Source organism: Bacillus sp. JJ1474 (assembly GCF_036965225.1).
Taxonomy (GTDB): Bacteria; Bacillota; Bacilli; order Bacillales; family Cytobacillaceae; genus Cytobacillus.
The window spans coordinates 42,210-56,215 of sequence record NZ_JBALPC010000066.1; the positions used below are offsets into that span (position 1 = coordinate 42,210).

Genomic DNA, 14,006 nt, shown 5'->3' on the forward strand with positions numbered 1-14,006 from the left:
AGGAGGTAAGGGATGAATCGGATCTTCCGGAACACCATCTTTTATTTATTGATATTTTTAGTCATTATAGGTGTTGTCAGCTTTTTTAACGGCAATAATGAGCCGACTGAACAAATTTCTTACGATAAATTTGTTACTTACTTAGAAAGTGGAGAAATAACGTCTATTACCATGCAGCCGGAAAGAGGCGTTTATGAAGTAAGAGGCCAGCTTGAAGGCTATGAAAAAGGGAAGTACTTCCTAACTTACGTGGTGAATAGTGATAATATCCTTGACCGTATTGATGCACTTGCGCAGAAATCGGAAGTAGATTTTCAGCCAGCGAAGGAAACGAGCGGCTGGGTCACATTTTTCACGTCCATTATTCCATTTATCATCATCTTCATTTTATTCTTCTTCTTGCTGAACCAAGCACAGGGTGGTGGCAGCCGTGTGATGAATTTCGGTAAAAGTAAAGCAAAGCTTTATGATGAGAGTAAGAAGAAAGTCCGCTTTAAAGATGTTGCGGGCGCAGATGAGGAAAAACAGGAGCTTGTAGAAGTTGTTGAATTCTTGAAGGACCCTAGAAAGTTCTCTGAATTAGGCGCAAGAATTCCTAAAGGGGTTCTATTAGTTGGGCCTCCAGGAACTGGTAAAACGTTACTTGCACGTGCTGTTGCAGGTGAAGCAGGAACACCGTTCTTCTCCATTAGCGGATCAGACTTCGTTGAAATGTTTGTCGGGGTCGGTGCTTCACGTGTCCGTGATTTATTTGAAAATGCGAAAAAGAATGCACCATGTATTATCTTTATTGATGAAATTGATGCGGTTGGTCGTCAGCGTGGCGCAGGACTAGGCGGCGGTCATGATGAACGTGAACAAACGCTTAACCAGTTACTAGTTGAAATGGATGGATTCGGTGCAAATGAAGGGATTATTATCGTTGCAGCGACAAACCGTCCAGATATCTTGGACCCAGCCTTACTTCGTCCAGGACGCTTTGACCGCCAAATCACAGTGGACCGCCCTGATGTTAAGGGGAGAGAAGCTGTTCTTAAAGTGCATGCTAGAAATAAACCTTTAGATGACTCAGTGAACCTAAAGGCTATTGCACAACGCACACCAGGCTTTTCTGGTGCAGATTTAGAGAATTTATTAAACGAAGCCGCGCTTGTAGCAGCTCGTTCAAATAAGAAAAAGATCGATATGCTAGATATTGATGAGGCTACGGATCGAGTGATTGCTGGTCCTGCTAAGAAAAGCAAAGTCATTTCGAAAAAGGAAAGAAATATTGTTGCGTTTCATGAAGCTGGCCATGTTGTAACTGGTGTTGTGCTTGAGGATGCAGAAATGGTTCATAAGGTTACTATTGTCCCTCGTGGCCAGGCTGGCGGATATGCCGTTATGCTTCCAAAAGAAGACCGTTTCTTCATGACGAAGCCAGAGCTTCTTGACAAAATTGTCGGATTGCTCGGCGGACGTGTCGCAGAAGAAATTGTATTCGGTGAAGTAAGTACTGGAGCCCATAACGACTTCCAGCGTGCAACAGGGATTGCGCGCAGAATGGTGACTGAGTTTGGAATGAGCGATAAGCTTGGTCCGCTGCAATTCGGTCAATCACAAGGCGGCCAAGTATTCTTAGGAAGAGATTTCAACAACGATCAGAACTATTCTGATGCCATTGCCTATGAAATTGACTTAGAAATTCAGCGTATTATTAAAGAAAGCTATGAAAAGGCAAGAAAGGTTCTTACAGAAAATCGCAAGAAGCTAGATCTGATTGCCAATACCCTGCTTGAGGTTGAAACGCTTGATGCAGAGCAAATTAAGCATTTAATGGATCATGGAACACTGCCAGATCGCCCTGTCGCTAAGGAAGATGAATCATCTTCAAATGACGTTAAAGTAAATATTAACGTCAATAAAGAGGACAATGCGGTTACTGGAGAGATCCAAGAGACAAGAGAAAATTCATCGCCTGCGGAAATGGAAGACCCACCTGCAATTGGCGAAGATAAAAAAGAATAGTCTGGCAAAAGCGCCCGCTTTGGGCGCTTTTTTTAATTTGATAAAGTATAGTTTTTTCAAGTTTGAGAACTGTCTAGCTGCGAGTGCCATCGGCTCGAGGTCATAAGCCAATCCATCAAGAAGGTAAAGAACAACCTTCCTGCTGGCTCGTCTTATGCTTGTCGCCGATAATCGGGCACTCTCCGCATTTCTTATTACACCATCCCATTCAAGTTATGTTATGATGTTTTCAGTGAAAATGCTGTTAATAGCAACTTAAAACTCAAATATAAAAGTGGTGAGAAAATTGATATTTGTTTTTGATATAGGGAACACGAATATGGTATTAGGTGTATATGATGGGGACGAGCTGAAATACCATTGGCGAATAGAGACAAACCGGCATAAAACAGAAGATGAATACGGGATTGTGATAAAATCCCTGTTTGAACATGTAAACCTAACGTTTGCCGATATAAATGGAATCATCATTTCCTCTGTTGTCCCGCCAATCATGACAGCTCTTGAGCGAATGTGTGAAAAGTACTTTCATATCAAACCGCTGATTGTTGGCCCTGGAATCAAGACCGGTTTAAATATTAAATATGAAAACCCAAGAGAGGTTGGAGCGGATCGAATTGTGAATGCTGTTGCAGCGATTCATGATTATGGCAGCCCGCTCATTATTGTCGATTTTGGCACGGCTACAACCTACTGTTATATTAACGAAAAGAAACAATACATGGGCGGTGCAATTGCCCCTGGTATTGGCATTTCAACGGAGGCCCTATATTCGAGAGCAGCCAAGCTTCCTCGAATTGAAATTGCCCGTCCTGAGGGCATTATTGGGAAGAATACCGTTTCTGCGATGCAAGCAGGAATTTTATTTGGTTATGTTGGCCAAGTAGAGGGAATTGTAAAAAGGATAAAAGAACAGGCAAAAGAAAGCCCTACGGTAATTGCTACTGGAGGATTAGCAGGGTTAATTGCGAAAGAATCAGCCGCTATTGATATCGTTGATCCATTTTTAACACTAAAAGGGCTACAGCTGATTTATAAGCGTAATATGGAAACGGCAAAATAAAAGAACAGTGTGTTAAAGCAACAGAAAGGGGCTTACAAATGAGTGATTATTTAGTAAAAGCAATTGCATATAATGGACAAGTTCGCGCATATGCCGTTCGTACGACAGAGACGATTGGAGAAGCTCAAAGACGGCATCAGACATGGCCGACTGCATCTGCCGCACTAGGCAGGGCTATGTCCGCAGGTGTGATGATGGGAGCTATGTTAAAAGGTGAAGAGAAAATCACTATTAAAATTGAAGGCGGCGGCCCAATCGGCCCCATTTTAGTAGATAGTAATTCCAGGGGTGAGGTGCGTGGGTATGCGACTCATCCGCAAACCCATTTTGACTTAAATGAACAGGGCAAGCTTGATGTCCGCCGCGCGGTCGGCACTACGGGGTCATTAACGGTTATCAAGGATATCGGAATGAAAGAAAATTTTTCAGGTCAGGTTCCGATTGTCTCAGGTGAATTAGGAGAAGATTTCACGTATTACTTCGTCACCTCAGAGCAAACACCATCATCCGTTGGGGTAGGCGTTCTAGTAAATCCAGACAACACGATCCTTGCTGCAGGCGGATTTATTGTGCAGCTAATGCCTGGAACGGAAGACGAGACGATTAGTCAAATTGAAAATAGATTAAAAACGATTCCTCCAGTATCTAAGCTAATTGAGCAGGGTTTAACGCCTGAGGAGTTGTTGGAAGAGCTTTTAGGAAAAGAAAATATTAAAATTCTAGAAAAACTGCCTGTATCCTTTACTTGCACATGTTCAAAAGAGAGATTTGGAAATGTTATCACTAGTTTAGGCGCTGAGGAAATACAGGATATGATCGATAAAGAAGGAAAAGCAGAAGCACAATGCCATTTCTGCAATGAAATATATCATTATTCAAAGGATGAATTAGAGGGATTAAAACGAGAAGCAGATTAGACGGCTTTGGAGGAGAATGAATTGAAGAGGGAAAGGCTGAAGAAGGATAAGTTGCGTTTCATTATTGTTGGACTAATTTTGCTAAATTGCTTAACGATTGCTCTTTTTCTTGCAAAAGGCAGCTCAGGAAATCATGAAACCGTGGCGACCATTGGTAAAGAGAAGATTACTCGGCAGGATTGGCTAAGTGAAATGGAATCACGATATGGGAAAGAGGTTTTAAAAGAGCTTATTGACCAAAAGGTGATTGAAACAGCCGGGAAAAAGTACGCCGTTAACATATCAGATAAAGCAGTTGAACGTGAATTAAATATGTTCAAAACGATGTACGGGTCTTCTGGCGGCTATCAAGCGTCTGACGAGAATAAATGGAGACAGCAAATAAAAAGCAGTCTTATGCTTGAAGAACTTTTAACAAGAGATGCAAAAATCTCGGAAAAAGAAATAAAAAGTTATTACGAAAAAAATAAAAGCCAATTTAACTTGCCTGACTCCTATCATATTTCTCAAATCATTGTCAAAACAAAGAAAGAGGCGGACCAGACTATAAAGGAATTGGATCAGGGCTCTAGCTTTTCTGTACTGGCGATGGAGCGCTCGATTGATGAATTCACAGCTAATTTTGGCGGGGATGCCGGGTATATTAACGAGGATACTGAACGCTATTCGAAATCCTTTATTGATGAGATTAAAAACCTTAAACCAGGCAGTTGGAGCAAGGCAATTAAGATGGATGACGGTTATGCCATTGTCATGCTTCATGAGCATGTCAGAGGAAAAGAATACTCCTATAAGGAAGTGAAAGACCAAATCCGCCGACAAATTGCCTTAGAACAAATGGATACTCCTGTTTCTGCAAGGCCTCTTTGGAATGAATTAGATGTAGAATGGTTTTATGGGAAAACAGAAGCACATTAGAATACCTTTAGAGATGACTCAGGACGAGCTGAGTCATCTTTTTTCTGCGGAAAATATAATCTTAGGATACAGGCATGATTTGTGATGAAGAAGGATAGTTTATAGAAGAATAGGCGAAAGTATGAAATTATGTAAAAATCAGCCTTTTTTCATAGAAAACATTTGACATGAACGCTTATAAGTATTAAATTTTAATTAAACCAATAAATATACTCGGATTAAGGAGTGGGGAAAATGCCTCGTTTAGCAAATTCAATTGCAGAACTAGTAGGTCAAACACCGATTGTTAAGCTTAATCGACTTGTAGATGAAAATAGTGCAGATGTGTATGTCAAATTAGAATATATGAACCCTGGAAGCAGTGTAAAGGATCGTATCGCCTTAGCCATGATTGAAGCGGCAGAAGAAAGTGGCGCCTTGAAGGAAGGTTCAACCATTATTGAGCCTACGAGCGGCAACACTGGAATTGGTCTTGCGATGATTGCAGCTGCAAAAGGCTATAAGGCTATACTCGTCATGCCAGAAACAATGAGTATGGAGCGCCGTAATCTTCTTCGTGCCTATGGTGCAGATTTAGTGTTAACTCCAGGACCTGAAGGAATGAATGGGGCTATCCGAAAGGCTGATGAACTAGCGAAAGAGCACGGGTATTTTATGCCTCAGCAATTCGAAAATCCGTCCAACCCAGAAATTCATCGCCGTACAACAGGGAAAGAAATTGTCGAGCAGATGGGTGATCAGATTGATGCCTTTATTTCAGGTATCGGTACGGGTGGAACGATCACTGGTGCGGGCAGCGTACTTCGTGAAAAATATGATAATATTAAAATTTATGCAGTTGAACCAACTGATTCACCGGTTCTCTCAGGTGGAAAGCCTGGTCCGCATAAAATCCAAGGAATTGGTGCTGGGTTTGTTCCGAAGGTTCTTAATACGGAAATCTATGATGAAGTCCTTAAGATTTCGAATGATGAGGCATTTGAATATGCACGTCTTGCAGCGAAGGAAGAAGGAATTCTTGGCGGAATTTCCTCAGGAGCTGCTATCTCCGCTGCGTTAAAGGTAGCGAAGGAGCTAGGTAAAGGAAAGAAGGTTCTTGCCATCCTTCCGAGTAACGGGGAACGTTATTTAAGTACACCGCTTTATCAATTTGAAACAGAATAATTAACATAAAGCAATAGCTTAGTCTTAGCTGTTGCTTTTTTTTGTTTTTCCTCTAAGCAATCTTCATGTATGATGGAAAAAGATAAATATGTAGAGGTGAAAATCCTGTGAAAAAATTCAACATACACGCAAAAAAAATCCCTTTTTCTTTTGATTTATTTTTTACGCAATACCGGCATCTTGCTGAAGGTAAGCAGCATCATGTCATATTGGAAAGCGGGAGAGGGGGTCAATACAGCATCGCTGCGTTTGACCCTGATGCCGTGCTAATCGGGAAGCAATCGAAATTAGAAGTGATCCAATCAGATGGAAAACAGGTGCTAGAAGGCAATCCCCTGCACTTACTGAAAGATTGGATGAGCCAGTACGAGGTTGAAAGAGTAGATGGGCTGCCTGACTTCCAAGGTGGAGCCATTGGTTTGATCAGCTATGATTATGGCCGTTACATTGAGCGTTTGCCGAATATCGCGGAGGATGATCTGCAAATTCCTGACATCCATTTCCTAACTTTTAAAGAATGGTTTGTGTTTGATAAAGTACATAATGTTTTATGGATCATGTTTTTGTATGGGGATAATGAAGATGAGCAATCATTGGAAAAGAAAGCGAAAGAATGGGAGTCCCTTTGGACGAAAGAATACCCTTCATTACTCAAGAACAAGCCTCGGAATGTAGATGATCAGCTTGAAGTTTCCGTAAGTGAAGGGGAATTTATTCAAGCTGTTGAAAAAGTGCAGGATTATATCTCTCAGGGAGATGTTTTCCAAGTAAACCTCTCTGTTCGTCAAAGCCGGCCAATACGGGTCGAGGGCATTGATGTTTATGATCAGCTAAGGGTGCTCAATCCATCTCCGTATATGGGCTATTTTCACACGCCTGAGTACCAGCTTGTCAGCGGTTCGCCTGAATTATTAATTAAGAAAAAGAATCAGGAAGTAAGCACTCGTCCAATCGCTGGTACTCGTTCTCGGGGCGGAGATGAGGCGGAGGATATGAAGCTTGCGAATGAACTAATTGAAAATGAGAAAGAGCGGGCTGAGCATGTGATGCTTGTCGACTTGGAAAGAAATGACCTAGGGCGTGTATGCGCGTTCGGTTCTGTTGAAGTAAATGAATTCATGGTCATCGAAAAATATTCCCACGTCATGCACATCGTTTCGAATGTCAGAGGAGAGCTTGCTGAAGGCAAGGATGGCTTTGACTTAATAGATGCTGTATTCCCCGGAGGAACGATTACGGGTGCTCCGAAAATTAGGACGATGGAAATTATTGAGGAACTGGAACCTGTAACAAGAGGACCATATACAGGTTCATTAGGATGGATTAATTTTAACGGGGATGTTGAACTGAATATCATCATCCGCACGATGATTGTTAAAGAAGGAAAAGCACATGTACAAGCAGGTGCAGGAATAGTTATTGATTCAAATCCCAAAAATGAATATGAAGAATCCTTGAAAAAAGCCATTGCCCTTTGGAAAGCGAAAGAAATGGCTGAACAGGAAGCAGGTGCACCAAAATGATTCTGATGATTGATAATTATGATTCATTTACGTATAACCTTGTTCAATATCTTGGTGAGATTGGCGAGGAATTACTCGTGAAAAGAAACGATGAAATCACCATTGAAGGGATCGATCAGCTGAAGCCAAAGTTTCTGATGATCTCACCAGGCCCATGCAGTCCGAATGAGGCGGGTATAAGCTTAGAAGCGATTGAGTCCTTTGCTGGCAAGATCCCAGTATTCGGCGTATGTCTAGGGCACCAATCGATTGCACAGGTATTTGGCGGGGAAGTTGTTCAGGCTGAAAAGCTCATGCACGGGAAAACCTCTGAAATTTATCATGATGGAAAAACCATTTTTGAAGGTTTGCCTAATCCATTTCCAGCAACTAGGTACCATTCCTTAATCGTTAAAAAGGAAACCCTTCCTTCATGCTTAGAAGTGTCTGCATGGACCTCTGAGGGAGAAATAATGGCTGTCCGACATAAAGAGCTTCCTGTTGAGGGTGTGCAATTCCATCCGGAGTCAATTATGACGACGGCAGGTAAGGATTTACTAAAGAACTTCCTTCACTCTTATGGCAGATAGGGGGAGTGGAAATTGTATTTATATATGAATGGCGAGTTGGTTCGGAAGGAAGAGGCGCTTATTTCTCCATTCGACCATGGCTTTCTGTATGGGATGGGCTTGTTTGAAACGTTTAGAACATATAACGGTCATCCATTTTTATTGAACGACCATATGGAACGGTTGAACAATAGTTTAAAGGTGTTGAATATTAACGTTCAATATACATGTGAGGAAATCGTACAGGCACTTCAGCTCCTTCTAAAGGAGAATAAATTAGAAGATGCGTATTTTCGATTAAATGTATCTTCGGGGATAGGTGAGATCGGGCTGCAAACAGAACCATATGACCACCCCAATTTGATTATTTTTGCAAAGCCTCTTCCTCCAAGGAATCCGATGCAGGAGAAAAAGGCAGTGACACTGAGATTAAAGCGTAATACACCCGAAGGATTTGAAAGGCTCAAATCACACCATTATTTAAATAATATTTTAGCAAAAAGAGAAATAGGCAATTCCCCAGATTATGAAGGGATTTTTCTAACGAAGGAAGGATTCTTGGCTGAGGGTGTTGTATCGAATCTGTTTTGGATAAAGGACCATACTCTTTTCACGCCGGCAGTGGAAACTGGCATTTTAAACGGAATTACAAGACAGTTTGTTATCAAGATGGCCAATTCTATTGGGATGGATATTCAAGAGGGCTTTTTCACAGTAGATCAGGCTCTAGAGGCGGACGAAATGTTTGTCACGAACTCCATCCAAGAAATTGTTCCAATATCCTCGTTTGACGGGAAGGAAATGCCTGGAGTATCGGGAGCAAAGGTAAAGGCTCTCCAAAAGCTTTATGAGCAGCAATGCACGAGGCTGTGGAGCAGACAAGATGTTTGAGGAGGTTTTGTTCTTGAAAAATAACATTCAATGTGGACCTTATACATTAGATTACAGCAAGAAAACACTTATTATGGGAATTTTAAATATGACTCCTGATTCTTTCTCCGATGGGGGAAAGTTTAACCGCATGGATGAAGCGGTCGAACGCGCTTTTCAAATGGTAAAGGACGGGGCTGATATCATTGATATTGGCGGGGAGTCAACACGTCCAGGCTTTGATCCTGTGACAGTGGAAGAAGAGCTGGAAAGGGTCGTCCCAGTGATAGAGGCCATCTCAAAAGAAGTTAAAGTCCCAATTTCAATAGATACGTATAAAGCGGAAGTGGCTAGGCAATCGATTAAAGCAGGCGCTCACATTATTAATGATATTTGGGGGGCAAAGGCTGATCCCGACATGGCCGGGGTTGCTGCCGATTTGCAGGTACCCATTATATTAATGCACAATCGAAAGAATATTGATTATACTGATTTTTATCGAGATGTTGTAAATGATTTATTTGAAAGCATTACCTTGGTAAAAAATGCAGGCGTTAAGGATGAAAATATTATTTTAGATCCAGGGATTGGTTTTGCGAAAGGATTAACCTATGACCTTGAAATGATGAAAAATCTGGATAAGCTTGTGTCAATAGGCTACCCGGTCCTATTAGGAACATCCCGAAAATCTATGGTAGGGAAGGTTCTTGATTTGCCTGTTGAAGAGAGGCTGGAAGGAACTGGTGCAACCGTTTGTTACGGAATTGAAAAAGGATGCCAGATTATCCGGATTCATGACGTTAAGGAAATGAAACGAATGGCGGTTATGATGGATGCACTTGTCGGGAAGGGGATCTGATCTCGATGGATAAAATCACCTTAACGAAAATGGCCTTTTATGGCTTCCATGGCGTTTTTCCTGAGGAAACCCGCCTTGGGCAGCGTTTTTTTGTAGATTTGACGGTAGAAGCAGATTTAAAAAGGGCTGGAGAAACAGATAATCTTGAAGACTCCATCAATTATGCTGAGCTTTATCAAGTTTGTAAGGACATTGTTGAAGGAAAGCCTTTTAAACTTGTAGAAGCTGTAGCTGAAAAGATTGCCGGGGAAATGCTTAATCATTTTGAAGCTATTTCCCAGGTGAATGTAAGGGTAATTAAGCCAGACCCTCCTATAGCTGGCCACTATGAATCGGTAGCAGTTGAAATTACAAGGAGCAGGGGATAATGAATAATAAAGCTTACATAGCTTTAGGCTCAAACATCGGGGATCGGTTTGAGAGCTTAAAAGATGCAATTGCAAGTATTAATTCGGTGCCGCGAGTAAAGGTGGTAAATGTTTCATCCATTTACGAAACAGATCCGGTTGGCTACGAAGAGCAAGATCAATTTTTGAACATGGTTATTCAAGTGAAAACGGACTTAAGCCCTTTTGAATTACTTAATACCTGCATGGAAATTGAAAAAAGCCTGGGCAGAAAAAGGGATATTAGATGGGGTCCTAGGACGATTGACCTTGACATTTTGCTGTATAATCAAGAGAATATTATTTCAGAGAAATTAACTGTTCCCCATCCTCGGATGCATGAGAGAGCCTTTGTCATCATTCCTCTTTTAGAGATTTATTCCGGCATCAAGCTTCCGATGATGGACATTCCTCTTCAAGATGCTTTAGAGGAAATTCCTGATAGAGAGGGAGTACGGATATGGAAGCAGATAAATGGGGAAGACGAATTCGCGCTTTTCGAAAATTGAAAGGCTATACACAAGAAGGATTTGCAAAAGAGTTAGGTGTATCTGTTTCCATTCTTGGTGAGATTGAAAGGGGAAACCGTATGCCTGCACCGGATTTAATTGAGCGGATTGCCGGCTTGCTAAATATTACCGTTGGAGATTTAGCGCCTCCGGAGGAAAATGAGTAATTGTAACCTGCGAATTTTTTTAAAAGGAGGTTGTGTCATTTGTTTAAAATTGGCGACATTGAGTTAAAAAATCGAGTTGTACTTGCCCCAATGGCTGGAGTATGCAACTCGGCATTCCGTCTGACTGTTAAAGAATTTGGCGCGGGACTCGTATGCGCCGAAATGGTCAGTGATAAAGGAATTGTTTTTAAAAACGAAAAGACAATGAATATGCTTTATATAGATGAACGTGAAAAGCCGCTTAGTTTGCAAATTTTCGGCGGAGAAAAGGAAACCTTAATTGAAGCGGCTCAATTTGTAGATAAAAATACAAATGCTGATATTATAGATATTAATATGGGCTGTCCTGTTCCGAAAATCACAAAATGTGATGCTGGGGCAAAGTGGCTGCTGGACCCAGATAAAATTTATGAAATGGTTTCGGCTGTAACAAATGCTGTTGAAAAGCCTGTTACGGTTAAGATGCGTATGGGCTGGGATGAAGATCATATTTACGCTGTCCGCAACGCTCAAGCCGTTGAAAGTGCCGGGGGGAAAGCAGTTTCCCTTCACGGACGTACACGTGTGCAAATGTATGAGGGAAAAGCAAATTGGGATATCATTCGTGAAGTAAAGCAGAACCTCAATATTCCTTTGATCGGAAATGGAGATGTTCAGACCCCTCAGGATGCAAAGCGTATGCTTGAGGAAACTGGTTGTGATGGAGTCATGATCGGCCGGGCAGCACTAGGAAATCCATGGATGATCTATCGTACCATTAAGTATTTGGAAACAGGAGAATTAATGGGAGAACCAAGTGTGCGCGAAAAAATCGATGTATGCATCCTTCACCTTGACCGCTTGATTGCTTTGAAAAATGAGAATATAGCTGTTCGTGAAATGCGTAAGCATACTGCATGGTACTTAAAAGGAATCCGCGGAAACGCAAATGCAAGAAACGCCATCAATACATGCGAAACAAGAGAGGATCTTGTTACCTTGCTAAATGCGATTGTTATAGACGCAGAAGAGAAGGAGCATAGCCGAATACAAGCTGGGTAATGTTTGACATCACTAGCTTCTTTAACTATAATACTTTTGATACAGAGAGGACTGCCAGTGTATAAACTGGCAGTTTTTATTCTATTTATAAACATTATTGGTGTGTGTCCTGCTTACTTTGTGTAAAATAATAAAAGTATAAAGACCTTTATTTAGCAGTTTTACGCTTTACATAAAAAGATTTGCAAATTGGAGATGATACAAGTGAGTCAGAATCATGAGGAATTAAATGACCAACTCATAGTCAGAAGGGAAAAAATGAATAGCCTGCGTGAGAAAGGGCTAGATCCATTTGGGAAAAGATTTGAGCGTTCTCATCAGTCTCAGGATTTAATCGATCAATATGGAGAACTTGAAAAAGAAGAATTAGAGGGAAAAAATATTTCAGTAACGATTGCTGGCCGTATTATGACAAAGCGCGGAAAAGGTAAAGCAGGTTTTGCTCATATTCAAGACTTAACTGGCCAAATTCAAATCTATGTCCGTACTGATGCAGTAGGAGAAGAGAGTTATGAAATTTTCGATTCTGCTGATCTTGGAGATTTAGTAGGAGTATCGGGTACGCTTTTTAAAACAAAAGTAGGCGAGCTTTCTATAAAAGTACAAGCGTTTGAGCTTTTAACGAAAGCTTTACGTCCGCTTCCTGATAAGTTCCACGGACTTAAGGATGTTGAACAGCGCTATCGCCAACGTTATTTAGATTTAATTATGAGTGATGAAAGTAAAAAGACGTTTGTAGCGCGCAGCCGCATTATTCAATCTATGCGCCGTTACTTAGATAGTCAAGGATATTTAGAAGTTGAAACACCAATGATGCATTCCATTGCCGGCGGTGCATCAGCTCGTCCATTTATTACTCACCATAACGCATTAGATATGGAGCTCTTTATGAGAATTGCAATTGAGCTGCATTTAAAGCGTCTAATTGTTGGAGGATTAGAAAAGGTTTATGAAATTGGCCGGGTTTTCCGAAACGAAGGGGTTTCAACTCGCCATAATCCTGAATTTACGATGATTGAACTATATGAAGCTTATGCTGATTACCGCGATATTATGAGTTTGACAGAGAACCTAATTGCACATATTGCACAAGAGGTGCTTGGAACAACTACTGTTCAGTATGGTGAATATGAGGTAGACCTTAAGCCTGAGTGGAAAAGACTTCATATGGTGGATGCCATTAAAGAATATACAGGAGTAGACTTCTGGAAAGAGATGTCTGCTGATGAAGCTCATGCTTTGGCGAAGGAACATGGAGTTGAAGTAACGGAGCATATGCTTTATGGCCACGTTGTAAATGAATTCTTTGAGCAAAAGGTAGAAGAAAAGTTAATTCAGCCAACATTTATTTACGGCCATCCAGTAGAAATTTCGCCTCTTGCTAAGAAAAATGAAAAAGACCCAAGATTTACAGATCGTTTTGAGCTGTTCATTGTCGCTCGCGAGCATGCGAATGCATTTACAGAATTAAATGATCCAATCGATCAAAGAGAACGTTTCGAAGCACAGCTTAAGGAGCGTGAGCAGGGCAATGATGAAGCTCACATGATGGATGACGATTTTATTGAGGCATTAGAATATGGTATGCCTCCAACAGGTGGATTAGGGATCGGGATTGACCGTCTCGTTATGTTATTAACGAATTCTCCATCTATAAGAGATGTACTTCTTTTTCCACTTATGCGTCATCGTTAATAAAATACTAAAGGCAAGGCACACTAAAAAGGTGCTTTGCCTTTTTTGTTAAAGGAAGCCCTTGTTTACGGGGTAAAAATAATATGAATATTTTTACTTTAATATTATCCGAAAAAATACTAAAAAATCTATTGCACAATAGTATTTATGGTGGTATATTTATATCCGTTGCCGCAAACGGCATCGAAAAAAGATGAAAAAAGTTGTTGACTCAGCTTGAGGAATCTGTTATTATTAAAAAGTCGCCTATGAGCGACATGGTAGTTCTTTGAAAACTGAACGAACAAAAACGTCAACGTTTATTTTTTAGTCTTTTTATCAAAAAAGACATTTATGAGC

14 protein-coding genes are annotated in these 14,006 nt (G+C 41.0%); all 14 read left to right on the forward strand.

Annotation, left to right across the window (positions count from 1 at the left end; genetic code table 11):
• Window positions 1-12: 12 nt before the first annotated feature.
• Entirely contained in the window at window positions 13-2,007 is a 1,995-nt protein-coding gene (ftsH, locus tag V7164_RS10195) for an ATP-dependent zinc metalloprotease FtsH (protein ID WP_335347195.1), read from the forward strand.
• A 286-nt stretch (window positions 2,008-2,293) separates the two neighbouring features.
• Window positions 2,294-3,070 carry a type III pantothenate kinase gene (locus V7164_RS10200; protein WP_335347194.1) on the forward strand — a complete coding sequence of 259 codons (777 nt, stop codon included), beginning with the start codon at window positions 2,294-2,296 and terminating at the stop codon, window positions 3,068-3,070.
• A gap of 38 nt (window positions 3,071-3,108) precedes the next feature.
• Window positions 3,109-3,987, forward strand: a complete 879-nt coding sequence (gene hslO, locus V7164_RS10205; RefSeq protein ID WP_335347193.1) for an Hsp33 family molecular chaperone HslO — start codon at window positions 3,109-3,111, stop codon at window positions 3,985-3,987.
• Between the two features lie 21 nt (window positions 3,988-4,008).
• Window positions 4,009-4,905 carry a peptidyl-prolyl cis-trans isomerase gene (locus V7164_RS10210; protein WP_335347192.1) on the forward strand — a complete coding sequence of 299 codons (897 nt, stop codon included), beginning with the start codon at window positions 4,009-4,011 and terminating at the stop codon, window positions 4,903-4,905.
• Between the two features lie 234 nt (window positions 4,906-5,139).
• Window positions 5,140-6,069: a cysteine synthase A gene (cysK, locus tag V7164_RS10215; RefSeq protein WP_335347191.1), complete on the forward strand. Its 930-nt coding sequence runs from the start codon at window positions 5,140-5,142 to the stop codon at window positions 6,067-6,069.
• Between the two features lie 107 nt (window positions 6,070-6,176).
• Window positions 6,177-7,592: an anthranilate synthase component I family protein gene (locus tag V7164_RS10220; RefSeq protein WP_335347190.1), complete on the forward strand. Its 1,416-nt coding sequence runs from the start codon at window positions 6,177-6,179 to the stop codon at window positions 7,590-7,592.
• Entirely contained in the window at window positions 7,589-8,161 is a 573-nt protein-coding gene (gene pabA / locus V7164_RS10225) for an aminodeoxychorismate/anthranilate synthase component II (protein WP_335347189.1), read from the forward strand. Before V7164_RS10220 ends, pabA begins: the two co-directional genes overlap by 4 nt.
• 12 nt (window positions 8,162-8,173) lie before the next feature.
• On the forward strand, window positions 8,174-9,031 hold the full coding sequence (pabC, locus tag V7164_RS10230; protein WP_335347188.1) for an aminodeoxychorismate lyase: 858 nt from the start codon (window positions 8,174-8,176) through the stop codon (window positions 9,029-9,031).
• 73 nt (window positions 9,032-9,104) lie between these two features.
• Window positions 9,105-9,869 (forward strand): dihydropteroate synthase, encoded by a 765-nt coding sequence (gene folP, locus V7164_RS10235; RefSeq protein WP_335347204.1) that lies wholly within the window; start codon window positions 9,105-9,107, stop codon window positions 9,867-9,869.
• Window positions 9,870-9,874: 5 nt separating this feature from the next.
• Window positions 9,875-10,237 (forward strand): dihydroneopterin aldolase, encoded by a 363-nt coding sequence (gene folB, locus V7164_RS10240; protein WP_335347187.1) that lies wholly within the window; start codon window positions 9,875-9,877, stop codon window positions 10,235-10,237.
• The gene (gene folK, locus V7164_RS10245; protein ID WP_335354029.1) at window positions 10,237-10,764 is read left to right on the forward strand and encodes a 2-amino-4-hydroxy-6-hydroxymethyldihydropteridine diphosphokinase; all 528 of its coding nucleotides are present in this window, start codon (window positions 10,237-10,239) and stop codon (window positions 10,762-10,764) included. Before folB ends, folK begins: the two co-directional genes overlap by 1 nt.
• The gene (locus V7164_RS10250; RefSeq protein WP_335347185.1) at window positions 10,716-10,931 is read left to right on the forward strand and encodes a helix-turn-helix domain-containing protein; all 216 of its coding nucleotides are present in this window, start codon (window positions 10,716-10,718) and stop codon (window positions 10,929-10,931) included. The genes folK and V7164_RS10250 overlap by 49 nt, the downstream gene beginning before the upstream one ends.
• Window positions 10,932-10,970: 39 nt before the next feature.
• Complete coding sequence (gene dusB / locus V7164_RS10255) at window positions 10,971-11,972, forward strand: tRNA dihydrouridine synthase DusB (RefSeq protein WP_335347184.1); 1,002 nt, start codon at window positions 10,971-10,973, stop codon at window positions 11,970-11,972.
• 195 nt (window positions 11,973-12,167) lie between these two features.
• Window positions 12,168-13,667, forward strand: coding sequence for a lysine--tRNA ligase (gene lysS / locus V7164_RS10260; protein WP_335347203.1), 1,500 nt, complete (start codon window positions 12,168-12,170; stop codon window positions 13,665-13,667).
• The last annotated feature ends 339 nt before the right edge of the window (window positions 13,668-14,006 follow it).